The organism is Clostridium taeniosporum (assembly GCF_001735765.2).
GTDB lineage: Bacteria > Bacillota > Clostridia > Clostridiales > Clostridiaceae > Clostridium > Clostridium taeniosporum.
Map to the genome: position 1 here is coordinate 1,868,904 of NZ_CP017253.2, position 24,011 is coordinate 1,892,914.

General features: G+C 25.4%; 25 protein-coding genes. 8 read left to right on the forward strand and 17 right to left on the reverse strand.

Annotated features, from left to right (window positions below; all coding sequences use genetic code 11):
* Positions 1–37 precede the first annotated feature (37 nt).
* The 4 genes from BGI42_RS08590 to BGI42_RS08605 all read right to left on the reverse strand — a co-directional run bounded on the left by BGI42_RS08590 (position 38) and on the right by BGI42_RS08605 (position 1,545).
* Complete coding sequence (locus BGI42_RS08590; RefSeq protein WP_069679921.1) at positions 38–262, reverse strand: DUF6718 family protein; 225 nt, start codon at positions 260–262, stop codon at positions 38–40.
* A complete protein-coding gene (locus tag BGI42_RS08595) occupies positions 234–581 on the reverse strand; it encodes a hypothetical protein (RefSeq protein WP_105165910.1) in 348 nt (115 codons plus the stop codon). Before BGI42_RS08595 ends, BGI42_RS08590 begins: the two co-directional genes overlap by 29 nt.
* Positions 582–668: 87 nt before the next feature.
* A complete protein-coding gene (locus BGI42_RS08600; RefSeq protein ID WP_069679922.1) occupies positions 669–1,133 on the reverse strand; it encodes a hypothetical protein in 465 nt (154 codons plus the stop codon).
* Positions 1,120–1,545, reverse strand: a complete 426-nt coding sequence (locus tag BGI42_RS08605; RefSeq protein ID WP_069679923.1) for a nucleotidyltransferase domain-containing protein — start codon at positions 1,543–1,545, stop codon at positions 1,120–1,122. The genes BGI42_RS08600 and BGI42_RS08605 overlap by 14 nt, the downstream gene beginning before the upstream one ends.
* Before the next feature lie 294 nt (positions 1,546–1,839).
* On the opposite strand from BGI42_RS08605, the gene BGI42_RS08610 reads away from it, so the two are divergent.
* Together BGI42_RS08610 and BGI42_RS08615 are read left to right on the forward strand one after the other, a co-directional pair.
* Positions 1,840–4,827 carry a transglutaminase domain-containing protein gene (locus BGI42_RS08610; RefSeq protein ID WP_069679924.1) on the forward strand — a complete coding sequence of 996 codons (2,988 nt, stop codon included), beginning with the start codon at positions 1,840–1,842 and terminating at the stop codon, positions 4,825–4,827.
* A 537-nt stretch (positions 4,828–5,364) separates the two neighbouring features.
* The gene (locus BGI42_RS08615; protein WP_069679925.1) at positions 5,365–7,104 is read left to right on the forward strand and encodes a methyl-accepting chemotaxis protein; all 1,740 of its coding nucleotides are present in this window, start codon (positions 5,365–5,367) and stop codon (positions 7,102–7,104) included.
* A gap of 299 nt (positions 7,105–7,403) precedes the next feature.
* Here the strand turns inward: BGI42_RS08615 and BGI42_RS08620 are convergent, their stop codons facing one another.
* Positions 7,404–8,543: an AlbA family DNA-binding domain-containing protein gene (locus BGI42_RS08620; protein WP_069679926.1), complete on the reverse strand. Its 1,140-nt coding sequence runs from the start codon at positions 8,541–8,543 to the stop codon at positions 7,404–7,406.
* Between the two features lie 190 nt (positions 8,544–8,733).
* Complete coding sequence (locus BGI42_RS08625) at positions 8,734–9,126, reverse strand: nucleoside triphosphate pyrophosphohydrolase (protein ID WP_242984713.1); 393 nt, start codon at positions 9,124–9,126, stop codon at positions 8,734–8,736.
* 183 nt (positions 9,127–9,309) lie between these two features.
* Here BGI42_RS08625 and BGI42_RS08630 point away from each other — a divergent pair, with 183 nt between their 5' ends.
* Both BGI42_RS08630 and BGI42_RS08635 read left to right on the forward strand, forming a co-directional pair.
* Positions 9,310–9,849: a DUF4489 domain-containing protein gene (locus tag BGI42_RS08630; RefSeq protein WP_069679927.1), complete on the forward strand. Its 540-nt coding sequence runs from the start codon at positions 9,310–9,312 to the stop codon at positions 9,847–9,849.
* Positions 9,850–10,005: 156 nt separating this feature from the next.
* On the forward strand, positions 10,006–10,689 hold the full coding sequence (locus tag BGI42_RS08635; protein WP_069679928.1) for a hypothetical protein: 684 nt from the start codon (positions 10,006–10,008) through the stop codon (positions 10,687–10,689).
* Between the two features lie 185 nt (positions 10,690–10,874).
* Here BGI42_RS08635 and fliB read toward each other — a convergent pair whose 3' ends face one another.
* The 6 genes from fliB to BGI42_RS08665 all read right to left on the reverse strand — a co-directional run bounded on the left by fliB (position 10,875) and on the right by BGI42_RS08665 (position 15,184).
* The gene (fliB, locus tag BGI42_RS08640) at positions 10,875–12,092 is read right to left on the reverse strand and encodes a flagellin lysine-N-methylase (RefSeq protein ID WP_069679929.1); all 1,218 of its coding nucleotides are present in this window, start codon (positions 12,090–12,092) and stop codon (positions 10,875–10,877) included.
* Positions 12,093–12,358: 266 nt separating this feature from the next.
* Positions 12,359–12,781, reverse strand: a complete 423-nt coding sequence (locus BGI42_RS08645; protein WP_069679930.1) for a GNAT family N-acetyltransferase — start codon at positions 12,779–12,781, stop codon at positions 12,359–12,361.
* Positions 12,782–12,901: 120 nt separating this feature from the next.
* Positions 12,902–13,606: an alpha/beta hydrolase gene (locus BGI42_RS08650; RefSeq protein WP_069679931.1), complete on the reverse strand. Its 705-nt coding sequence runs from the start codon at positions 13,604–13,606 to the stop codon at positions 12,902–12,904.
* 14 nt (positions 13,607–13,620) lie between these two features.
* The gene (locus BGI42_RS08655; RefSeq protein ID WP_069679932.1) at positions 13,621–14,232 is read right to left on the reverse strand and encodes a class I SAM-dependent DNA methyltransferase; all 612 of its coding nucleotides are present in this window, start codon (positions 14,230–14,232) and stop codon (positions 13,621–13,623) included.
* Positions 14,229–14,570: a hypothetical protein gene (locus BGI42_RS08660; protein ID WP_069679933.1), complete on the reverse strand. Its 342-nt coding sequence runs from the start codon at positions 14,568–14,570 to the stop codon at positions 14,229–14,231. The genes BGI42_RS08655 and BGI42_RS08660 overlap by 4 nt, the downstream gene beginning before the upstream one ends.
* Positions 14,571–14,641: 71 nt before the next feature.
* Positions 14,642–15,184: a hypothetical protein gene (locus BGI42_RS08665; protein WP_069679934.1), complete on the reverse strand. Its 543-nt coding sequence runs from the start codon at positions 15,182–15,184 to the stop codon at positions 14,642–14,644.
* A gap of 232 nt (positions 15,185–15,416) precedes the next feature.
* On the opposite strand from BGI42_RS08665, the gene BGI42_RS08670 reads away from it, so the two are divergent.
* The 4 genes from BGI42_RS08670 (at position 15,417) to BGI42_RS08685 (ending at position 19,178) form a co-directional block, all read left to right on the forward strand.
* Positions 15,417–15,698, forward strand: a complete 282-nt coding sequence (locus BGI42_RS08670) for an autorepressor SdpR family transcription factor (RefSeq protein ID WP_069679935.1) — start codon at positions 15,417–15,419, stop codon at positions 15,696–15,698.
* 3 nt (positions 15,699–15,701) lie between these two features.
* On the forward strand, positions 15,702–16,346 hold the full coding sequence (locus tag BGI42_RS08675) for an SdpI family protein (RefSeq protein WP_069679936.1): 645 nt from the start codon (positions 15,702–15,704) through the stop codon (positions 16,344–16,346).
* A gap of 273 nt (positions 16,347–16,619) precedes the next feature.
* The gene (locus BGI42_RS08680; protein WP_069679937.1) at positions 16,620–17,837 is read left to right on the forward strand and encodes a cation:proton antiporter; all 1,218 of its coding nucleotides are present in this window, start codon (positions 16,620–16,622) and stop codon (positions 17,835–17,837) included.
* Between the two features lie 114 nt (positions 17,838–17,951).
* Positions 17,952–19,178 (forward strand): IS256 family transposase, encoded by a 1,227-nt coding sequence (locus BGI42_RS08685; RefSeq protein ID WP_069678411.1) that lies wholly within the window; start codon positions 17,952–17,954, stop codon positions 19,176–19,178.
* A 218-nt stretch (positions 19,179–19,396) separates the two neighbouring features.
* On the opposite strand, the gene BGI42_RS08690 is transcribed toward BGI42_RS08685, so the two are convergent.
* The 5 genes from BGI42_RS08690 to BGI42_RS08710 all read right to left on the reverse strand — a co-directional run bounded on the left by BGI42_RS08690 (position 19,397) and on the right by BGI42_RS08710 (position 23,827).
* The gene (locus BGI42_RS08690) at positions 19,397–20,053 is read right to left on the reverse strand and encodes a pentapeptide repeat-containing protein (RefSeq protein ID WP_069679938.1); all 657 of its coding nucleotides are present in this window, start codon (positions 20,051–20,053) and stop codon (positions 19,397–19,399) included.
* A gap of 86 nt (positions 20,054–20,139) precedes the next feature.
* A complete protein-coding gene (locus BGI42_RS08695) occupies positions 20,140–20,376 on the reverse strand; it encodes a hypothetical protein (RefSeq protein WP_242984714.1) in 237 nt (78 codons plus the stop codon).
* A 109-nt stretch (positions 20,377–20,485) separates the two neighbouring features.
* Positions 20,486–21,487 (reverse strand): hypothetical protein, encoded by a 1,002-nt coding sequence (locus BGI42_RS08700; RefSeq protein ID WP_069679939.1) that lies wholly within the window; start codon positions 21,485–21,487, stop codon positions 20,486–20,488.
* Between the two features lie 236 nt (positions 21,488–21,723).
* Positions 21,724–23,154: a HAMP domain-containing sensor histidine kinase gene (locus BGI42_RS08705; RefSeq protein WP_069679940.1), complete on the reverse strand. Its 1,431-nt coding sequence runs from the start codon at positions 23,152–23,154 to the stop codon at positions 21,724–21,726.
* Positions 23,141–23,827 carry a response regulator transcription factor gene (locus BGI42_RS08710; protein WP_069679941.1) on the reverse strand — a complete coding sequence of 229 codons (687 nt, stop codon included), beginning with the start codon at positions 23,825–23,827 and terminating at the stop codon, positions 23,141–23,143. Before BGI42_RS08710 ends, BGI42_RS08705 begins: the two co-directional genes overlap by 14 nt.
* Between the last annotated feature and the right edge of the window lie 184 nt (positions 23,828–24,011).

A 24,011-nucleotide genomic window follows, 5' to 3' on the forward strand; every position in this document is an offset into this window, starting at 1 on the left:
TCTTTGCCATTTACATATTATAACTCTAAAGTCCATATTACATATTAACTACTTTACTTATAAATTCAACTTCATTATTCACTAGCGTATATGGGAAATATTCTTTATAACTTTCTAAATCATTTAAAGTTACTATTTGAACTCCATTCTCTAATGTTGTTAATGTTAAATATTTAGATAATGAAGCTAATCTTTGTCCTTGTTCTGCTTCTAATACTAAACTACCTTCCTTATCAAACCTCTTTGCTACTAGATAACACATAGTTTAATACCTCCTTAAAATCTTCTTCATTTTTAATTTCGCCATTGTCATATTTTTCTCTTAATAACCTTCCAATATTATTATCTTTAATATGTTTGTACAAATGTATATGTAACCAATCATTTATTTGCCTATCTCTTTTTGAATTAATTTGTATTTCAATTGGATAATGTTTGTTACTGTTTTGATAATATAGATGTATTCCTCTGTATCCATCATCATTAGCTTTTCCATGTCTCATATCGGCAACTCTGAATATTTTTAAATCTTGCTTTAAAATCTCACTATACTCTAAGACAATTACTCTTATTCCTAACAAATCATTATAACATTTATTAAGTTCTATACTTGGATATGCTATAATAATACAAAATATATCTATTTCTTTGTATACTTTCTTAATTTACTAAGCATCTTTCACTTTATTGAATTTATATTCTAACTTTATAAATTCATTAGATGCCTCTAAAAATATATCAAGATATAACATTTGCGAATGACAAAACTTTACTATATCTTTTTCTGCAATATCCCTTTTATAATAATCATGTGTAAATCTATTTCTTAAAACTATACATTTAACTATAAAGTCACAAAGAAATTCATCCATTAATCCAAAACTTGAAGCAGTTTTAACTAACTCTACACCACTCAATCTTGGACTATATCTATCGTTAATTACTAAATAAGTTTCACAAATATCTATTATGTATTCTGTGAAATCAGAAAAGTAGCCAGTCATTCCCCTTGCTACTATATCGTTAGGCATTTCACAATATAATTTTATGGCTTTTCTAATTTTTATTAAAAAATCATATGCACTATTAAATTTATCATTTAGTCTTTCTTTTTTATATCTATAATACACCATACTTTGATTCCCAATCCTTTCTAACTAAATTTATAAGATTTTCGTTTATTCTGTTAAATTTGCTAATATATAGTAGAAAATCATAATGTAAGTTCATATCAAAAATTATTTTTTCTTTAAAATCTATATAAATATCTGCAAATACTTTATCAAAATCATTTAAAGCTATAAAAGTAAAATGAATATTGTTATACTGAAAAAATTTTGATATTAATGGATAATAATATTCTTCAATTTTATATTCCAAATCAAAACTTTTATGTTTAACTAATACTAAAATATCAATATCACTCTTACCTTCAATCCAAAATTCGGTATTATAACTACCAAATAAAGTTAATGATATTACATTTTCATCATATCTACTTAAGTCACAAGATGATAGACACCTATTATTTACTACTTCATTCATACTAATACCTCCTTTATAGTTAAGATTATTTTCTGATCCTTAGAAAAAATTTCTATCATTATTATTTTATCCTACAAATGATTTTTATTCAAACAAAAGAGAAATTAAGAATATATTCACATTTGTTTAAGTTTGACATAGGTAAACTCTTTAGATTCAGTTTTTTTATACATAATATGGTTTTATTTATAAAGAATTACTCTACCTTTTCGATAAATATATGTAATAAAATACATTTAAACCATAAATGTATTATTATTCAAGCAACTCAAATATAAAGGGGAAATAAATTAAATGAAAAAAAGAAACCAAATTATTTCAAGCTTAATAGCCATAGCAGTTACTACAAGTATTACTAATACATGTGCTTATGCTAAGGATGAAGAAATTAATGATGCAATTAGCATAGAAAATCAGGAAAATCATAATAACGAATTAGATAAAAATACTTTAGAATTAAACCAAAGTAAAGTTACTACTGGTGCCGCTGCTTTTATTAATCCAGTTGAGAATGATAAAGTAGATGAAATAACTGAAAAACCTAAAGAAGACTTTGTAACAAATGAAATAACTGAAAAACCTGAAGAAGATCTTATAACAGTTGAAGATAATACACGAACTTTAGATGAATATTTAAAATCTAAAATGCCTAGAAATAGTAGACGTGTAAAAAGATATGCTAGTTTTAGTTTTTTTGAAAGCAATAAGGAAGAAATTAAAGAAAGAATTAAAAATGGAATTGAAAATTGTGAAACTAATATTGACATAAAAGATCTTATCAATCTAGATGATATAAAAAACAATTCAAGTAAAGTTCTTGATTTATACTTTGATGTAATGTATGAAAATCCACAATTTTTCTACTGTAGTCCAACTTCTGTAAAGTTTAGTAACTGTGCATATAATCCATCCTCTGGAGAATTAAAATCATGTGATATAGAGGTTACTTATGAATATAGTAATGATGTTATAGATAAAATGAAAGATAAACTAAATAGCAAAATAAATGACATTAAGGAAAACTATTTAGATGAGTGCTCAACAGAATTAGAAATAGAATATGCTATTCATGACTACATTACACAAAACTGCACTTATGATAAAGATAATTATGATAAAAAAACAGTTCCAAATATTTCACATACATCATATGGTGCACTGGTTAATGAAATAGCTGTTTGTGATGGATATTCAAAAGCTAATATGCTTTTATTAAATGAATATGGTATTGAAGCTGGAATAGTTACAAATAGCGATCATGCATGGAATTATGTAAATATAGATGGAAATTACTATCAAACAGATTTAACATGGGATGACCCTACTCCAGAAACTAATAAAATTATGTATAAAAATTTTAATTGTTCAGATAGTGTAATGTATAAAATACATCCTTGGACATCTACAATACCTGGAAATTGTATTGATACAACCTTTGATAATTTATTTAGAACAGTAAATGGAACTAGGGTTAATGGAAAAAACGCTGTAAGAATCAAAAATAAATTATACTATTTAGTTGGAACTGACTTATGGAAATGTGATTTAAATGGTACTAATAAATCTTTACTTAAACAAAATATAACCCAAAATACTACTATGTTAAATTTAACGGCTCACAATAAAGATATATATTATTTATCTGAACTTGAAATTAAAAAAATTAATATAAATAGTGGTGAAATAGAAACTTTTAAAAACTTAAGTGATGAATTTAATTTTATAATTGGTTCATATTCTGTACAATTTTACATAAAAGACAATAAACTAAATGTTAAATTTGGACAAAGCCAAACAAATACTAATCTTACATATTCAACTAAAGAATATGAATTAGATGATGTTGAAGATGTTGATACAGATAATACCTATATAGATAATTCAGAAGAAAAAGCTCAAGCAGAAGAGAAAACTCAAGATGTAATAAAGCTTAATAAATCTAATTTACAAGGATTATATAATGATAATAAAGGCAAGTTAAAGGGAAATTATACAGATGAAACTTGGAATGTATTTTTAAATTCTTTAAATGAAGCTAAATACATATTAGATAGAGATGATATAACTCAAATCTATGTAGATAATGCACTACTTCATTTGCAAACAGCAATAAATAATTTAAAAGAAAAATCTCAATCAGAAGAGAAAGTTCAAGATGTAATAAAAACTAATAAATCTAATTTACAAACATTATATAATGATAATAAAAATAAGTTAAAAAGTAATTACACAGATGAAACTTGGAATGTGTTTTTAAATTCTTTAAATGAAGCTAAATACATATTAGATAGAGATGATATAACTCAAATCTATGTAGATAATGCACTACTTCATTTACAAATAGCAATAAACAATTTAAAAGAAAAAGCTCAAGATGTAATAAAACCTATCAAGCAAAACACTAATACTTCTTCAGGTGGTGGTTCAAGAGGTGGTAATTCATCAGGTGGCGGATCTAGCAAAAACTTATCTGAAAATAAACTAGATATAAAAAATCAAACTGATATTGCTAATGCCACTAAAATTAATATTAATGATTCATCGAATTTAAATATAGTAAATACAGTAAAAAATGTAGCTAAAACATTAACTGGAATTAATAATATTAATAAAGAAATCTCTTTAGACGAAATTTATGAAATTAATAATGGTGATGTAAAAGGAACTGTAGCTAGTTTAAAATCAGATAACAATAAGTTTATTTATATCTCTTGTAAAAGTACTACAGAGAATTCTAATATTAACCCAATTAAAGTAGATACTAGTGAATTAAATAGCACAGACAAGTATCTTTATAAATTAGATAATATAACAAATAAGTTGGTTCTTATAAACAATATTCAAGAAAATTTAGTTGAAATACAAGCAAAAAACCAAGATCAATATATATTATCAAATACACAAATGCAATCTTTAACAAATAACAATTGGAATAAAATAAATAATGATTGGCTATATGTTAAAAATGGACAAGTGGTAACAGGTTGGATTAAAACATTAGATAATAAATGGTATCATATGAATAATCAAGGCATGATGCAAAAAGGTTGGATAAAAGATAATAATAAATGGTATCATCTATCAAATAACGGACATATGGATACTGGTTGGTTTAAAAATACTGATGGAAACTGGTATTATTTAAATAGAGATGGTTCAATGAAAACAGGCTGGCTTAAGGATTATTACGGAAATTGGTACTACTTAAAACCAAATGGTTCAATGGCAGTAAATACTAGAATAAATGGATACTATATAAATAAAAGTGGTTTATGGCAATAATATAGGATTTACATGTTTTAATGTAATTCTTAAATATATCAAAAGAAAATATATAGGTTTATGTAATTATTATTTTAAATGTATGTAGTAGAATTTGTGAGGATGTAGTGAGATTTGTGTGAAAGCAAATCTACTATATTCTTTATTCTAAAAGACTCTATATAATTTATATATTCATAAAAAATATTACTGGAAGTTTTGATTTCCAGTAATATTTTTTTATTTTTATTAGTAAAGCTTAACAATGTAATGAGTACATATTATTCTTTATATTTCTCAGTCTTAGGATATATTTATAGAACTTTAACAAATTCTCCATATCATTATAAAATTCATTACAAAACAACAATTCAATATTAAATCTTATGTTTAATGCCTTGAAATTTAGTAAGTTCTAGCTTTGTAGCTACAACCGAAAGAAGTAACTTACCTATAATTGGAAGTAAAGTAATTATAAATAAATAACGATATATATAGCAAGAAGAGAAATTTTATCTATAAAAAATATTAAACTATGATAAAACAGGAGGTAGTACATTGCTGAAAAATCTTAAAATCAAAACAGGATTTTATATTCTGTTAACTATTATGATTATATCAATGATCACAATTGGAACATTTTGTTTAAGCTCTTTATACAACTTAAATAAACAAATTCATACTAATATTAATTCCGAGATAATAAGAACTAAATCTATAGATACTGCTAGAAGTGCACAAGTGCATTTTAAAAAGCAAGTTCAAGAATGGAAGAACTTATTAATTAGAGGAAACGACACTAATAATTTTCAAAAATACCTATCAGGGTTTAATGATGAAGAAAAGGCTACTCAAAAAGATTTATTATCTTTAAAAGACCTTATGAATCAGCAAGGATTAGATACCTCAAAAGTAGATGAGACTATAAAAACTCATGAAGAATTAGGAATTAAATATAATGAAGCTCTTAAGAGTTATGATTTCAAAAACGCCAATAGTCTTCATGTAGTAGATACTTTGGTAAAGGGCATAGACCGTGCTCCTACAGATAATATTGATGCTATTGTTCAGCAAATACAGGATTATTCAACTGAAAACTTAAAATATGTACAAGATAGTTCAGAAAAGAAATTCAAAAAAGAGCTGATATCATCAATAATTGGAATAGCGTTAATTATAGCTATTTGTTTAATTTTAACCATCACATTGCTAAAGAAAATAATAAGTTCCATAAACATGCTAAAGGATAAAATTTCTGATTTAGCAGAAAAAGATGGAGATTTAACTGTTAAATTACCTATCACAAGTAAAGATGAGCTTGGTGTTGTAGCAGAAAAATTCAATATTTTTATAGATAAGCTAAAGAAAAATATTGTTGATGCAGCAAACTGTACTTTCGTTCTAACTGATGGATGCAATAGTTTAACAGAAAATACTAATGAAGTAAATACATCTATGAATCAAATAACCTGCACTGTTTCTGAAATTGCCAAAGGTAATCAACAAGTGGCAAATGAAATAGTAAGTGTTTCCTCTACCTTAGATGAGATAAATAAACATGCTAGCACAACTGCCAAAGATATGACAGAAATAATAAAACAGTATGAAGAAACAAATGAATCAATAAATATAGGCAAAGATGCTTTACTGGAACAACAAAGTCATATGAATGAAATAAACACTATTACTAATAATATTTTAGTTGCTGCTAAAACTCTTGAAGAAAAATCAAATTCAGTAAATACTATAGTGAGCACTATTGGTTCAATTGCTGAACAAACAAATCTCTTAGCATTAAATGCAGCTATAGAAGCAGCTAGAGCTGGAGAGCAAGGTAAAGGTTTTGCTGTAGTTGCAGAAGAAGTACGAAAATTGGCAGAATCCTCTGCTTTATCAACAAAGGAAGTTTATTCAAATGTACAAGCTATGCAAGATGCTGTTAAGGAAACAATTATCCACATAAATAATGCAAATGATAGACTTCAAAAACAAGAATCTATTGTAAATAAAACTGATATTTCCTTCAATGAAATTCTTCAACATATATCATTAATAATGGATAACACTAAGCAAGCTGGAGAAAGAATGAATGAAATTACTGATGAAGTAGGTTCTTTAAATACCTCAATTCAAAACATTTCAGCCGTTGCAGAGGAGACTGCTGCTTCAACAGAAGAGGCACTGGCATCTACAGAAGAGCAAACTAACAGTATTACTAATGTAAATAACATGGTTATTGAATTTAATAAACTGACTAATGACTTAAAAGGTGTAGTAAATAGCTTTAAATATGAATAACCCTATTTTATTTAACAAAAAATCCCTAATATAACAAATTTGTTTTTTAGTTTTAAAAATCTGGTTCATGTGGCTTATAACCACCTGAACCAGATTATTTATGTCTCCTGATATTATGAAAAACTGCAAAATAATACTTTTTTGCTATCTAAATCCTGTTCATTAAAAATTCTCTCTTATTTAAACTTCTTTATGGATATTTTACTATAAATATAATATTTAGTATGAAAATAAGAGCCTACATTAAACAGACTCTCATTCACATTTATTTGTTATAATTACCTTAATTTTAGATAATGTTAAACTCCGGGAAGAATTACTTTAAAGCTATGCTCAGTTCTTGAATTTATGAACTCAACTTTCCCTTTGTTTTTAAAGGAATTTATTATTCGTTTAAATCCCTGTCCATTATTTAAAAATCTCTTTTCATCATCTAATGTTGTTAATTTTTCATACAACCATATATTTCTTTTATTATAATGAATTCTTTCACTTTTAATATTTTCATCTATAAGTTCTCCTGGGCTTGAAACAATAACATTATTCTTTTCTATAGAGACTTCTATGATTCTGTTTAAATCAAAATATTCCCTATAAAGAACAGCATTCTTTATAGCTTCTGTTATAGCTGAACATGGATAATCGCTTTTTATTATTTCTAATATTTTCTTTTCTGCCTTATCTATCATAGTCAAAAGATTTCCTTGAATAATATAAACATCACCATAAACATTATTTAAGTTGTCCATAATTTTTATCATATTATTTGGAATACAAAGATAATTATGGTCTGAAAAAACAAGAAGTCCTCCATAGGTACATCTAAGTTCAGTACTCCCCCTTTCTTGTGATGCTATGCCAGATGAAAGAAGTAAAAATTCTTTATTTTCATCATTAATTTCGATTCCTTTATGCCTAAAATATCTTTTTACAAGTTCCATATTAAGCATATCTATTCTACTATTGACAAGAGGACATGTTTCAATTGTCAAATTCAAATTCTGCTCTAGAAGGGTTATAATTTCCTGTTTCCTCATAACGTCAGTTGTTGAACCTCTTCTTATATAAAAAGCTCCATTTTCCCTAATTTGATATGGCTTCTGTCCACCATCATAAATGGTTATTACTCCAATCTTTTTATTATCTATATAAATAAAATCAACCTTTAAAGGTATAGGTGGCTCACACCTTGAAGTTATAATCTGTTGAATCTGTTCTTCTTTAAATAAATTTTCTTTTTTAACACCAATTATCTTTTTTGTTTTATCTTGTATTCCAACTATTATATATCCACGTCCATACCCAGTATTAGCAATTGCACATATATCCTTTGATAGTTCCTTCTTTCCACTTTCGGCTAAAAGATCAAGTTTCAATTTATAATCTAATTTAATTCCTTCCTCTCTTTTTAACAATGACATAAGTTTTCTTTTATTCATAGCCCCTCCAAATAAATATTAAGTTACCAAATAATGCAATATTTTTCTTTATGTCCTTTAATATTTATAATATTGTTTATCTTTATTAAATGCTAAATTAATATGGTAATCTATATCATTTTATTTATTGTTCATATTTTATTATCATCTAAATACTTATAATAATGTTCTATAATTAATATTATGCTCTCTAAACATTATCATTAAATATTACTCTTCTTAATAAAATTCCTTTTTCAAAGCCTCCTCTTTCTGCGTTCTTTTTATCCCTAACTTTTAAAAGTTCTTCTTCACTATATCCTAAAGATTTAGCAAGTCCAATTATTACTTCCATTATATCTGCTAATTCTTCTAAATTTTTATCCTCAATAAATTCATCAACTTCTTCTTGTAACTTTTTTTCTAATAATGTATGTTTTTCATCTTTTGTTACAATTTCAAAATCACACTCTTTTCCATCTTCTTTTATTATGTATGGGATTTTGTCTCTTACAAGCTTATTGTATTCCTTATAATTTAATTTATCTAAATTTGATTTACAGTTCTCTACTTCTACATCTATGCATTTATCATTTTTATTCATAATAATTTTCCTTTCTACATAGTGTTTTTATTTTACTCTCTATTATATGCAAAAATATACTATTATCAAGCATTTTCAGTCTATTAAAGAGTATATTTATCTTTTTATGGAACTTTCTTGTATATTTTTCATATTATAAAATATAAACTTAATTATAAAATATTATAAGAAAAGGGGATACTAATGAAAATTATGGACGAAAATTCAATGCCAAATTATGATTATTCTTCTAAAGATAAAAAACCTGTTGCATGTGAACCTATTTATCATGAAAAACCTAAAGCTGGAAGAGCTATTTTAAAATGTAGTTGTGGCGGTTATGCTCCAATTCCAGTAATAAGCAATAATGCTTTAGGTACTGTTAAGCCACTTCCACTTGCTAGTGTTAGTATTGATACAAAAGGTTTAAAATGTCCAACAACACTTTTAACTTTTACTTGTGAAATAAAATCTGTTATTGACGTTTCTTTAAGATTAAACTTTTTGATCAAAAAGACTTCTAAGAGTGGCTGTTGTGAATATATTTGTGGAACTCACAGCTTTTCAGACGTTATAGAATTTGCTGGAACTCAAACTTTCTCATTCCAAGTTTGTGATAAATCTTTATGTGATGACTGTGTAACTTATAGTATAGAATATGTTCCAATTGATTTTATTTTAAATGTTGGTGGCTCAATTAATAATGCTACTTTAACAGCACTTGCAGTAGAAGACTTCTGCTAAATTTAACTCTATAATAAACATCATATATAATTTGCCTCAAAATTAAAATTGATTAAAACAGGTATTGTTATATGTATTTAACTATACATGTATAAAAAATATTTTGAGGCAAATTCCTTTAATTTATTTTTATATCAATTAAAAAAGAGGTATTAAATGAAAAATTGTGACAATATTAATTATGATTACTATGTACCTATGGGAAAACCTGGTTCATTAGTTGCTAAGATTCCAGTAATATTGACTTATTTTGAATATTCTTTTCCATTATATTTTAAACTTCACACTAAAAATTACATTGACTTAAATAATAATAATCCTAAAAATACTAGAGTAATTATAGATAATATTCAATTAAATAAAAATAAACAATTAATAATTGATGGTACTTTTATTAAGAATATTAAATATTCAGATACACCTAACTCTAAATCTAATATTAAATCACATATTAAATCTGGTATTGTAAAAACACCTATAAAGCAAACACTAAATGTTAATTTTTTGCATGAACCTAATTTACCTAAGGATAACGGAGATATTTTTAAAAAACATAAGATGCATGGTATAAAATATACTATAGACTACATTAAAGTGGCTAATAGCTCCTATACAGTAACAAACCACACTTATATAAATAGAATTGTTTTATCTATTAAACTTTGCTTATCTCAAGTTCAAAATGTATTTATTCCAGAACCAGAAGGTAATTTCTCCTTGTTAAATAAAAAATCTCCACTTTTTAAATATACTGGATCCAATTGTGAAGATTTATATGTAGTTGGCTACAATCAAGATAAAGGCTTAATTGCTGACTATGCATCTAATATTTCTCAATAAAGCTACTGTTATTTCACAGTAGCTTTATTTTTTGTAAATTATAATATTAATATCTTATCCTAATTCATACATATACTAAATTAAGGACTCTATTTCAAAAGTTCACTATACTGAAACTGAGCATTATCAAATTATGAAAGACTTTTTAAGCAATGCATATAAATATTTAAAATATCTTTTTTAATTTACAATAATGTTTTTGCAAATTCTAAATTATCAAATTCATTTTCTTTTATGTGTTGTAATGTATCAGCTAAATATGTTTTGTGATGTTCTGTGGTTTTAGTAAATACTTGTATAAATTTAACTATATTTTCTGGTGATTCAACTTTATTATTTAGATATCTACCAACTAAATAAAATCTTAAAAATGAATATCTTGTTAAAAGCATTATATATCCATCAAATACACTTTCTGATTCTGAAAATGGAAATAAGTTTTTATATATAAAATTAACTAAATAATTTTCAAAAATATAACTATAAGTATTTATGAATTTTCCAACATAATCTTTAAATGCCTCTACATAAAATTGTGTTTTTTGGGTTACGTCTTTTATTTCGTCAAACTTAAATCCTGAAATAAGTTCCTTAGTATACTCTTTAAAAATCTCACTATCAATTTCTTCAAATACATTTAAATCTTCTACCATATTTTTAAAGAACCCAACTTGAAGAATATAATTCATATAATTCTTTTCATATAAATCTACTGAATTTATATCATATTCTTTAATAAACTTATGTACATTATTAAAATTATAATCTATCTCCTCTTCTACTCTTTTTAGAAATTCCCCTAATATATATAGTCTCTCACTTAAATCAAATTTCCTATTTTTTATTATATTTATGCTTATTTCTCTAATCTCTTTAAAATACTTCACTGGTGAATTTTTAAATTCCTTAGAAGTAGTATTAATATCACTTGATAAAATATGTTTACCTAAAAATTCTTCACTTTCTTTAAAATCAATGCCTTCTTCTTTTAGTAAAAGAATCCTTGCTGCTTCTGGACATGCTACATCAAGAGACATTTCATAATATCCATCTATTTTATTTGTAATTCTAGGAAATGAACTGCAAACATTTGAAAGATATTCTTCTCCCAATTTAGAATGAATCATACAGTAGTTTTTATCATCTAAAAATGGACACCTTTTTCCCTGTTTAAGCTTAACTTTTCCATAGTCTACATCCTCACTACAATAATAATTGTTATTATGAACATTCTTTTGAAACATTTTTCTCATTTCTTTATCTTCAACTTTATAGTATTGCTTAAATGTAATTTTATCTATATCTACATCCCATCCAATACAACAACTATCTTCACAGCTCCCACCTATACACTTAAATTCTTTAAGATACATTGGATATCTCATTTTTATCTTTTTTCCCATGACTTTCTTCCTTATCTAAACTTATTATTTAATCTTAATATTTATAAGGCACATTGAAATAAATAACTAGTCAGTATACCCTTTTATTTTGTGCACTACTTCTTTCTTAGAACCTGCTAATAGCACAACCCAAGTCATTGTATTTCACAAAATATTCGTTGAATCTTTAACTTGTTATTTATTTTTATATACCTAACATAAGTATAGCACAAATGTAAAAGAAGCATTAACATTTCTAAGTATTAATGCTTCTCTTCACTATAAATCTATTCAGTAAACCCTCGCATTTTCATTCTTTCTGAATTAATAAATAGTGCCATACCTGTTTTCATTTTTTTAAAGTTTTGTTTTTCATAAAAAATTTCTTTTCCTGGAGAAGCGTATAAAATAAAATTGCATTGTGGAATAAGTCTTAATATATTATCAACAATTGCTGCACCTATTTTTTTACCTTGATATTCAGGCAATACTGCTATATCATAAATTGCTGCTTGGCAAACCCCATCTGAAATCGCACGACCAAAACCAATTAGCTTATCCTCATCAAAAACAAACACAACAGCATGACTATTTTCAAAAGCTTTTTTATGTATTTTTCCTTCAAAATACGCCATTCCTACCTCTTTTAATATACTAGATACATCATTCCAATTTACATTGAAACAATTATATTGAATTTTTATATTCATCTTCTCTCCTCCTGATGTAATTCTATAAATTATAGTATAAATGCATACCCTAGGTAAGAGGCAATTAATATTTTATAAAATATTTTTAATGTCTTATTATTCAATAAACATTCTTATTTTTTAAAGAAGTATCTTTTTAAGCCATTGTCTTAAAAATTGTAATTGTTCTTCAGTATGAAAATAGTGTTCTCCATTCTCCATAACTTGTAAATCACAATCAAATTGTTTTGTAAATTCAGATACTATCTGAAACTCACATAAATTATCTTCTGATCCATAAAGAATTGATGTTGGTTTATTCCATGCTTCAATAGGATTGTCTTTAACATAGCAATAATAATCCCAATATAAAGTTTGTCCAACAGGAGTTTCAATTTCTTCTTTACTCTTTAGCATTTCTTCACTTACATTAAACCATGTCATCATATTATTTATTATACGTTCCATATTTACTACTGGTGAAAGAAATAAACATTGCTTTAATGGTTCATTCTTATATGCTAATAAACTGAAATATGCTCCCATGCTACAAGCAAAAACACTTATATTTTTTGATAATGATTTTGCATATTTCATAATAATGTTAAGATCTTTAACACAGTTTTGAACTTTGCAAGCATAAGCTTCTTCTTTACGATCACCATGTTCAGGTAAATCAAAACTAAGTACTTGATAACCTGATGCTATTGCTTCTTCTGCAAATATAACAATTGTATCATCTGCTTTATTTGACATATTTCCATGTACAACTACAAATAGTTTATCTGACTTATCTCCCCACAAAATTGCTGGAATATTTTCTATTTTTAATTCTTGTTTCTTCATTATAACTTTTCACCTTACTTTCTTGCTTTCATTAAAAACAATGAATAATTATGTTTTTCTTCATTTATAATCTTCTCATCATAAAAAAATGTATTTGATTCTACATGCTTAAAACCAATATTAATTAGAATATTTTTCAGTTTTTCTTGATTAAAACCATTATGCCCAGTAAAATCCGGATATTTTTTATGAAAGCTACCATCTTCTTCATCTAGATCTACAATACATAGTTGACCATCTTCATTAAGTAATCCATAAAACTTTTTAATTATTGATTCAGTATCATTAATATGATGTAAAACCATTGAATTATATATAACGTCAAATTTCATATTTAAATTCTTTTCTTCTAATATATTCATATGATTAGTGAACATATTATTTACTTTATACTCTTTAATTTTACAATTAAGTATGTCTATCATTCCTTGTGAAGAATCAATAAGGGTAATATCTTTAAACTTATCATATAAATTAAAACTTATAAGTCCTGTTCCACATCCAAACTCCATAGCTGAATAATTTTTATTACTATTAATTGATTTGCTTATTTCATTAGCTATTATTTTAGCTCTTTTAATCCTTCTATCAGTATCCCATTTTTGTGCTAATTCATCAAAACTCAAATTAATCGCTCCTTTATAACATATCTTAAAATAATTATAAATGAAAATATTATAAGTACATTTTGGAAAATATAAAATATTGATCCCTTAACTTCAGATTCCTCATCTAATAAATTTGAAGCTGGCCAAAATGACATAAAAGTAAGAATCCCATAAGTTCCTACAATTATTTTAAGAATCAAGTTCATATTAGATAAGTATACCCAAGAAAAAACACCAAAACTTAATGTAAATGCAAATATATAATTTAATATTCTCACAAAAAAATTAGACTTTTCTATATCTTGCCACCAAAATATTATTAAAAGTTCTTTTATAGCTAAAAATGCTTTCTTCATAATTCAATACATCACCTCTAATTAAATTATAACTATTATGATATAACTTGCTTTATGATTCTATGTAAATGCTACATTAAAAATTTTTCTTCTAAGTTTTCTCCTAAAGCATAATAAAATGCCAATACATCACTATCTTCATTGCTTTTAATCCTTCTACCAATACAATTATACACAAATGCATTGACTCCATTCACTTGAATTGCAGGTCCTAAATTTGAATCTACCCAAGAGCCTTTATAATTGGCAAGAATCATAAGTCCAAAATAAGCACTACATTTTTTTAATAAATCATTAATTACTTCTTCTCTTAATCCATTTATACGATACATTTCATGTATCTCTTCTAATATTTTATTAAATTCATTTAGACTTTTTTCACTTAATGTAAGTTCTATTTTAAATGCTTCCTTAATCCATTCTATAAAATCTATTCCATATCCAAGCATCATCAATTCTAATGTTGCTAATTCATTTCTTCCTTTTTTAATTAAAATTAATTGTTCATCATAATAATTAGTTAATTCTTCAATTGATTTTGAGTAATCAACTACACTCTCTGTTATTTCTCCTATATCAATATTTAATTGATTTTTTCTATTAAATATACTCATACGCTCTCCTTATATATCTTTTAAAAAAATTTGTTTAATAAAATTTTTTCTAAATTGACTCTATATTTTTTATTTTACCATAGTTATTGTCTAATCTAATAATATTTTTAATCTATATGGAATTTTTTCCAAAATATATCCATTGATAAATTTACATATATGATATATATTTATATTAGATATTTAGATAATTATCTAAATATCTAATACTTACTAAAAAAGGAGTGATTATTTGTCTTTTAATGATGCTTTTAAAGCTCTTTCTGATAATACAAGAAGAGAAATTCTAGATTTGCTCAAAGAAAAAGATATGACAGCAGGTGATATTTCTGATTATTTTAAAATCACAAAACCTAGTATATCTCATCACTTAAGCATTCTTAGACAAGCCGAACTTGTAAATGACGAAAGAAAAGGACAATATATTTATTATTCACTTAATACTTCTGTTTTTGAAGATGTTATGAAGTGGTTTATATCATTTTTAAATACTAATAATAAAGGAAAGGATTAAATTATGAAAAATAGAACTAAAATTTATAATATAACATTAATAATTACTGCATTTTTAATAAGCATTTTATTATACTCTAAATTACCAAATGAAATGCCTATGCACTGGAATGCATATGGTGAAATTGACAATTATGGGCCTAAAATATTTGCAGCATTTCTGCCACCTATAATTATGATTTTTATATGGGGTGGTATGTTATTTATTCCTAAAATTGACCCTAAAAAAGAAAATTACAATAAATTTAATACAAGTTATACTATTATAACAAATATTATAGTTACTTTCTTTTTTATTTTACATATTGTAGTTATAATAACTTCACTTGGATATGATATTCCAATATATAAAATTATTCCATTTATCATTGGTATAATATTTATTTTAATAGGAAATTATCTTCCAAAATCTAAAAGTAACTTTTTCTTTGGAATTAGAACTCCTTGGACTCTAACTAATGAGGATATTTGGAAAAAAACTCATAGATTAGGTGGAAAATTATTTGTATTATCTGGATTATTTATAACAGTAAGTTCTCTATTTTTTACTGGAAATATTCAATTTATAATTTTGGTAACTGCAATACTTATTGCAAGTATTATTCCTATAATAGCTAGCTATTTTTATTATAGTAAAAATATAAAATAATTTACTATAAAAAGGTTCAATTTTATTTAAAGTTGAACCTTTTTTATTTTTATCTTTAATATAATACTAAGATATGTTTTTATATTATTTTAATTTAATATTTTCTACAATATTAAAAATATATTTATTAAATTTTAAACGTTTATAGTACTAATAAACTCTAATAATTCTATTTGTTTTTGTACTAATTAGTATTATTTTGAATAGTATTATATACTATATAGAATTTTTGTTTAATATTTCTATTGAATACATAAAGGAGGGATACTATTTATGAATTCTTATCATTTCTTATTTGATTTAGCTTTAATACTACTAACTACAAAAGTTTTAGGAATAGCAAACAAAAGATTTCAGCTTCCTCAAGTGGTTGGAGCATTAATGGCTGGTGTTCTATTTGGGCCTACTGTTTTCAACCTCTTACATGAAACTGAGTTTTTAACTAAACTTTCTGAAATTGGAGTAATTGTTTTAATGTTTTGTGCTGGTTTAGAAACAGATATAAACCAATTAAAAAAAAGTAGACATTCTTCATTTATTATTGCATTAACAGGTGTGCTTATACCACTTATAGGGGGATTTTTAGTTGGTTCTATATTTAATAATGATCCATCTATTTCTGATGCATCTTCCAGTATAATTTTACAAAATATATTTATTGGAGTTATACTCACAGCCACTTCTGTTAGCATAACCGTTGAAACCCTAAGAGAGATGGGCAAGCTTAGTACAAATGTTGGAAGTGCCATTTTGGGCGCTGCAATTATAGATGATATTTTAGGTATAATTGCATTAACTATAGTTACTAGTTTTGCAGACTCAAATATAAATGTTTGGTTGGTTTTATTTAAAATTTTCGAATTTTTTATCTTTGCTGCAATTTGTTGTTTTATATTTTATAAATTCTTTGCAAAAATACAATTGCATCATGGAAAAGGTATGCGTAGATTTGTAATACTATCTTTTGTATATTGTTTAGTTCTTTCTTATTGTGCAGAAGTATTTTTTGGAGTTGCTGATATAACTGGTGCTTTTATAGCTGGGCTTATAATTTCAAAAACTACCTATTCTAAATATATAGCATCACGTTTTGAAATATTATCTTATATGTTACTTTCCCCAGTATTTTTTGCAAGTATAGGGATAAAATTTAAGTTACCAGCAATGACATTATCAATGATTATATTTTCTATAGTACTTGTAATAATAGCCATTTTAACTAAAATTTTAGGTTGTGGTGTTGCTGCCAAGCTATGTAAATTTTCTTCTTTAGAATCTCTTCAAATAGGTGCTGGTATGGTATCTAGAGGTGAAGTGGCATTAATTGTTGCAGATAAAGGTGCTGAATTAGGTTTAATGTCCTCTGTATTTTTTGGACCAATAATAATAATGATAATTATAACAACAGTAATTACACCATTACTCTTAAAAATAGTATTCTCTAATAAATTTAATAAACCAAAAAATAATAAAAAACCTATTAGTACTTGATTGTACGGGGATGTAGTGAGATTTGTGTAAAAGCAAATCTACTACATCTTTTTTTGAATGGTTTTATGGTAGATTTGGAATAATATACTTATGAATATTAGAGGAGGATTACAAATGAGAGTACCAGATATAAATTATCAAGAAGAAATAAAGAAATGCAAAAGTATGGACGATGTTGTGGGTAAGAATGGGTTAATGCAAAGATTATTAAAAGATGTTATGCAACAACTACTTGAAGCTGAAATGGAAGAACATTTAGGTAGAGAAAAATATGAGAGAACCGATAACGATAGTGACAAGAATTATAGAAATGGGTATTCAAAAAAAGATGTTAGAAGCAGCTACGGGGAGATACCTATAGATATTCCTAGAGATAGAAAATCAGAGTTTGAACCAAGAACTATAAGAAAATATGAAACTGATTGTAATGAATTAGATAAAAAAATAATTGGTTTATATGCTCGTGGAATGTCTACAAGAGACATTCAATCCGAACTGGAAGAATTATATGGAATAGATGTATCTCCATCAATGATATCTAAAATAACAGATAAAGTAATGATTGCAGCTGCTGAATGGCAAAATAGAATGTTAGATCCTGTGTATCCTATAGTTTATATGGATGCTATTCATTTTAAAGTGAGAGACGAACATAGAATAGTTACAAAGGCTGCTTATATTTGCATGGGTGTTGATATGGAAGGCTATAAAGATATATTAGGAATATGGATTGGCGAAGCCGAAGGAGCAAAATTTTGGCTTAGCGTTTGTAATGATTTAAATAATCGTGGTGTTAAAGACATATTAATTGCATGTATGGACGGTTTAAGAGGATTACCAGATGCTATTAAAGCTGTTTTTCCAAAAGTATGTATTCAAAATTGCATAATACATCAAATAAGAAATTCAATGAAATATGTATCATATAAAAATAGAAAAGAATTTATGAAAGACTTAAAACTGGTGTATAAAGCAGATACAGAGGAGATAGCGCTAACGCAGCTCGATAGGCTAAAGAATAAATGGGATGATGTTTATAGTACTGTAATAGATTCATGGTATGAAAATTGGGATAGATTGTCTACATATTTTTCATATACTAAAGAAATTAGAAAAATGATTTACACTACTAATGCACTAGAAGGATTTAATAGGCAATTAAGAAAATTCACTAAAATTAGAACAGTATTTCCAACAGATGATTCTTTGCGAAAATCATTATATTTAGCAACAGATCAAGTTATGAAAAAATGGACTTCACCAATAGCTAATTGGGGAATAACTCTTTTAAAATTAGAAATAATGTTCAAAGATAGAATCGAGGAAGCGTTAGCAATATAGCTTGTACTTATTAGAAAATTACAGTATATAATACTTATTTTAGTGCATACTAAAATTATGAAACCACGTAGTTTTAGTATTTGTAAAAATATTAAAAATATAACTGGAAACATAATTTCCAGTTATACAATATATTAAAATATTTAATTTACACAAATTATTCTACATTCTCGATTGTACTATAAAATAAAAGCGCGACTTTTAGCCACGCTTTTATTTTATATTATTCCCTCTTTTTGATAAGTTTGTATAGCTTTTACTATGTAGCTTAAAGTACAAAAATCTCTATCTACTCTATCACAAAGAATTTTTAATCCAGATATTAAACTCTTTTCATTAAACTTTTCTAAAAGTATCATTACACTCAAAGTATTAATATCACCATCTTTATTATCAAGAAGTCTTGATTTTTTTATCTTTTCATTTTCTAATGCTAAATTTATAGAGTTTTTTAATTCTTCACTCATTTCAATAATTGGATGCTCTTCAAATATTCTAATTGATGATTTATTAAGTTCTAAATTCTTAACATTACTTAAATCAGTAGCTACAAATATTACATTTTTTAATTTTGCATCTCTAAAATCTGCTCCACTTAAATTTACCCCTTCAAATACAGTATCTTCAAGCTTAGCTCTTCTAAATTTGCTTTTTTTAAGATTACTTCCTATAAACTCAGCAGATTTAAATGTACATTCAAAAAAATTACAATCTTTAAAATGAGCTCCTCTAAAACTTGCAAAATTGAAATTTGAACCTGTAAAATCACAGTTATAACAATTACTTCTTCTCAAATCATTATACATAAAATTTTTATTTTGCTTTACTGCCTTATTATAGTTTAATCCAGTACTTTGTTTTTTATTTTTATCCATTAATTCATCCATCTCTTCTATTTTTTATTTTAATATATCATATCACAATTTTAATTCTAGTTATAGTAAAATAATTATATATGATATTATTTTGTTTTAATTATATTTTTTATACTTAATTCAAGTTCATAAATAAACTTTAAATTATTTTCCATATTTAATAGAATTTCTTTATCTTTAGGCATTTTATATCTATGAACCAATCTATTCCTATATCTTCTAGATACACAATAAAATTCAAAAAATTCTTCACTTATTCTATTATTGTTTTTAATTATTTCCATTCCTTCTATTGCAGATATATCAATTTTATATTTATTCATATCTTTTAAATTAATAGAAATATAATTTTTATATTGAATTTCTAAAGAATAAAAAAATCATAGATAATTTTGCTTTTATACAAAACTATCTATGACTCCTTCTAAATTGCTATTTCATTTTTTTTGATGTTTTACGATTCTCTTTTTTTGCTTTATGATTTTCTTTTTTTATTTTATGATTTTCTTTCTTTGTTTCTTTTAGCTGTTTACGAGCTTCTTTTGCTTGTTCTTTTGTTTCTTTTCTAGCTTCCTTTATTGCTTCCTTTGTTTCTTTACGTGTTTCTCTAATTTTATCTTTTGCTTCTTTACTATTAAGTCCTGTAATATCTACTCCTAGTTTTGTAGCTCTTTCAGTAACTTTTGCTAATTTTTTCTCTTCAATAGCAGCTTTCATTTTAGCTTTTACTTCTTCTTGTGATAATCCTGTTATATCTAATCCAAGTCTTATTGATACTGCTTCTCTTATTTTAATCTTTGCTTCTTCTCTTGTTAATCCTGTTATGTCTACTCCAAACTTTGTAGCTCTTTCAGTAAGTTTTGCAAGCTTTTCTGCTTCAATAGCTACTTTTACTTTAGCTTTTGCTTCTTCTGTTGTTAAACCTGTAATATCCACTCCTAGTTTTTCTGCTTTTTCTATAAGTCTTTCTGGTGTATTTAAATCTTTCTCATCCATAGCTTCTCTTATTTTAGCTTTTGCTTCTTCTTCTGATAATCCTGTTATATCAATTCCAAGTTGTACTGCTAATGCTTCTCTTATCTTAGATCTTACTTCTTCTTGTGATAAACCTGTAATATCTACTCCAAGTTGTGCTGCTTTTTCACTAAGTTTTGTAGATATCTCTATTTCAGTAAGTTCTTGAACTTCAGAATCTGTTTCTATACCTGCTTCAACATCCCCTACAATATCACTATCAAAATCTAAATCAATATTTTCTTCAGTAGTTGTTTCAGTATTTATTTCAGTAGTTGGCACATCTTGTAGAATAGTGTCAGTCACATTTGTATCAACTGGCAAATCTTGTGTAGTAGTTTCAACTGCAAATGCTGGAACCACATTTGACACTGCCATTATAGCTGCAACAGCCATTACTAATAATTTATTTTTTTTCATAATTCTCTCTCCTTTTAATCCCTATTTCATTTACTGATTTGACCTTAAGCGCATTCGTTAATAACTAATTTAAATATATAATAAAACTTTTTTGTGAAATTTATGTGAAATAAATAAATAACATATTTTAGAGAATAAATTTCCATTTATATTAGTGATATCTAAAATTATTTATTAATAAAAATAAATGTAAAACATTTTTTGATCATTCATTTGACTAAATTCATATAAAGCCTTTATTTATCTAATTTTATAATACAATTTGGTATTTTAAGAGAGAATATTACACCATCTTCTATGTTTTTCACTTTAGTACTACCTCCATGAAGATCTGCTATTAATTTTACAATTGATAATCCTAATCCATGACCTCCATATGTTCTAGATCTCGCTTTATCTGTCTTATAATACACATCCCAAATTTTCTCGAGATTTTCTATTTGTATATAACTTCCTGTGTTAAAAACACTTATTTCTATTCCATCTTCTTTATTTTCAATGGTTAATTCAATAACTCTTCTTCCATCTACATGATCAATAGCATTTGTAATAAAATTATTTATGGCTTTTTCTAACATGTTACTATCAGCAGATATAACATAATTATTTTCACATACCAATTTAAAATCAATACATTTATCAATAAATATTTGACTAAATCGTTCTATTATCTTTGTTACAAATTCCTTAATCTGAAAACTTGTCCTATTTATTTTAACCGTACCAGATTCCATCATAGAATGATTTAAAAGTTCTTGTATCAGTCTGTCCATTCTGTCACATTCTTCAACTAAAACTGAACAATATCTTTCTATCTTTTCTTTATCATAAGCTACACCATATTTAATACCTTCAGCATATCCTTTAATTATACCTATTGGAGTTTTTAACTCATGAGACATATCTCTAACAAGTTGTTTTCGTTTTTCTACATCTTCCTTAAGATCATTTATACTAGTGCTTAATTTTTCTGAAATTTTATTAATACTTTTTCCCAAACTTCCCATTTCATCATTTAAATTAATGTGTACACGTTTATCAAATTTAAGATTTGATATGTTTTCTGCAACGTTACTCATTTCTATAATGGGTTTTGTTATCTTTTTAGAAAAAATAAATATAAATATTCCTCCAATAATAATCACTATTAATGCTGCAAGCATATAAAATTGATTTGCTATTGAAGCACTTTCATAAATTCCCTTAAGAGATTTACTTAAAATAATAAATTTACCATTATTCATTGATGAAATAAAAATTAATTTATTCATACTATCATCATGTCTTTGTTCAATATAATATACATATTCATTTAAAAGTTTATCTTCATTTTCTAAAATAGTTTCTTTGATTTCTTTAGATAGACCCCTATCTCTTCTATTAGGTTCTTTTTTAGGAAAAGAATTATATTCTATGTTGAAATTTTCATTAACAATAATAGTTCTTATATTGTCAATATTATCTATCATATCTATGTACTCATCCATATTCTCTTTATCATTAATATATTTACTAGTAATTTTTTTATTAGCTGATAGAAAAATTTTCTTGTTTTTATAAATATAATAAGATTCTAAAAATATTGAATTTAAAAATATTCCACATAGAACTAAGAAAATCATAACTACTGTAAATATTAAAAGTAACTTTGTTCTAATTGTTTTCATGATCTTTTCCTTCAAACATATATCCACTACCTCGTACTGTCTTTATATATTTTCCACATTCTAAAAGTTTAGCTCTTAAAGTTTTTATATGTGTATCTACAGTTCTTATATCTCCACAAAAATCATATCCCCATACTTTGTTTAATATTTGATCACGAGATAGTATTCTTTCACTATTTTTAATAAAGTAAGTCAAAAGACTGTATTCTTTATTATTTAACTTAACTTGTAAATTATTTGCTATTACTTTATGTTTTTCTTGATTTATCCTTATATTACCTGTAACTATTTCATTAACTTTTTCTTTATTTAATTTTCTTACAATCTTATTAAGTCTAGCTGTAAATACTTTATAACTAAAGGGTTTTGCAATATAATCATCTGCTCCTTTTTCAAGTCCAAAAACCTCATTTTTTTCATCGTCTAATGCTGTTAAAATAATTACTGGTACATCTGACTTCTCTCTAATCTCTTTAAGGACTTCTATTCCATCATATATAGGCATCATTATATCTAATATTAGAAGATCAATATCATTTAAACCAAAGAATATATCTATTGCCTCTTTACCATCACATGCTTCAATTGGTGTATATCCCTCTTTTCTTACTATATCGCATATGAGTTCTCTAAAAACCACATCATCCTCTGCTATAAGAATTTTTATATCCATAATTACACACCTTCTTATCTTTAGTTTTTATTACTATACTAAAATAATCGATAATATTTTAGTATCCTTTAAAACTTAATATTTTAAAAGTTATTCACAACTTTAAGATCTTTATAAATTCCTAAAGAATAAAAAAATACCTCGATATTTCTACCGAGGTATTATATAATTTAAGCTAATAATA

What these genes read in the sequence shown, in the direction of transcription:
- BGI42_RS08630 (WP_069679927.1), top strand. Translation starts at nt 9,310, where the DNA reads ATGAAAATTATGGACGAAAATTCAATGCCAAATTATGATTATTCTTCT.
- BGI42_RS08600 (WP_069679922.1), bottom strand. Translation starts at nt 1,133, where the DNA reads ATGGTGTATTATAGATATAAAAAAGAAAGACTAAATGATAAATTTAAT.
- BGI42_RS08620 (WP_069679926.1), bottom strand. Translation starts at nt 8,543, where the DNA reads ATGAATAAAAGAAAACTTATGTCATTGTTAAAAAGAGAGGAAGGAATT.
- fliB (WP_069679929.1), bottom strand. Translation starts at nt 12,092, where the DNA reads ATGGGAAAAAAGATAAAAATGAGATATCCAATGTATCTTAAAGAATTT.
- BGI42_RS08705 (WP_069679940.1), bottom strand. Translation starts at nt 23,154, where the DNA reads ATGAAAACAATTAGAACAAAGTTACTTTTAATATTTACAGTAGTTATG.
- BGI42_RS08590 (WP_069679921.1), bottom strand. Translation starts at nt 262, where the DNA reads ATGTGTTATCTAGTAGCAAAGAGGTTTGATAAGGAAGGTAGTTTAGTA.
- BGI42_RS08665 (WP_069679934.1), bottom strand. Translation starts at nt 15,184, where the DNA reads ATGAGTATATTTAATAGAAAAAATCAATTAAATATTGATATAGGAGAA.
- BGI42_RS08700 (WP_069679939.1), bottom strand. Translation starts at nt 21,487, where the DNA reads ATGAAAAAAAATAAATTATTAGTAATGGCTGTTGCAGCTATAATGGCA.
- BGI42_RS08650 (WP_069679931.1), bottom strand. Translation starts at nt 13,606, where the DNA reads ATGAAGAAACAAGAATTAAAAATAGAAAATATTCCAGCAATTTTGTGG.
- BGI42_RS08660 (WP_069679933.1), bottom strand. Translation starts at nt 14,570, where the DNA reads ATGAAGAAAGCATTTTTAGCTATAAAAGAACTTTTAATAATATTTTGG.
- BGI42_RS08680 (WP_069679937.1), top strand. Translation starts at nt 16,620, where the DNA reads ATGAATTCTTATCATTTCTTATTTGATTTAGCTTTAATACTACTAACT.
- BGI42_RS08645 (WP_069679930.1), bottom strand. Translation starts at nt 12,781, where the DNA reads ATGAATATAAAAATTCAATATAATTGTTTCAATGTAAATTGGAATGAT.
- BGI42_RS08610 (WP_069679924.1), top strand. Translation starts at nt 1,840, where the DNA reads ATGAAAAAAAGAAACCAAATTATTTCAAGCTTAATAGCCATAGCAGTT.
- BGI42_RS08695 (WP_242984714.1), bottom strand. Translation starts at nt 20,376, where the DNA reads ATGAATAAATATAAAATTGATATATCTGCAATAGAAGGAATGGAAATA.
- BGI42_RS08625 (WP_242984713.1), bottom strand. Translation starts at nt 9,126, where the DNA reads ATGAATAAAAATGATAAATGCATAGATGTAGAAGTAGAGAACTGTAAA.
- BGI42_RS08605 (WP_069679923.1), bottom strand. Translation starts at nt 1,545, where the DNA reads ATGAATGAAGTAGTAAATAATAGGTGTCTATCATCTTGTGACTTAAGT.
- BGI42_RS08635 (WP_069679928.1), top strand. Translation starts at nt 10,006, where the DNA reads ATGAAAAATTGTGACAATATTAATTATGATTACTATGTACCTATGGGA.
- BGI42_RS08710 (WP_069679941.1), bottom strand. Translation starts at nt 23,827, where the DNA reads ATGGATATAAAAATTCTTATAGCAGAGGATGATGTGGTTTTTAGAGAA.
- BGI42_RS08675 (WP_069679936.1), top strand. Translation starts at nt 15,702, where the DNA reads ATGAAAAATAGAACTAAAATTTATAATATAACATTAATAATTACTGCA.
- BGI42_RS08690 (WP_069679938.1), bottom strand. Translation starts at nt 20,053, where the DNA reads ATGGATAAAAATAAAAAACAAAGTACTGGATTAAACTATAATAAGGCA.
- BGI42_RS08685 (WP_069678411.1), top strand. Translation starts at nt 17,952, where the DNA reads ATGAGAGTACCAGATATAAATTATCAAGAAGAAATAAAGAAATGCAAA.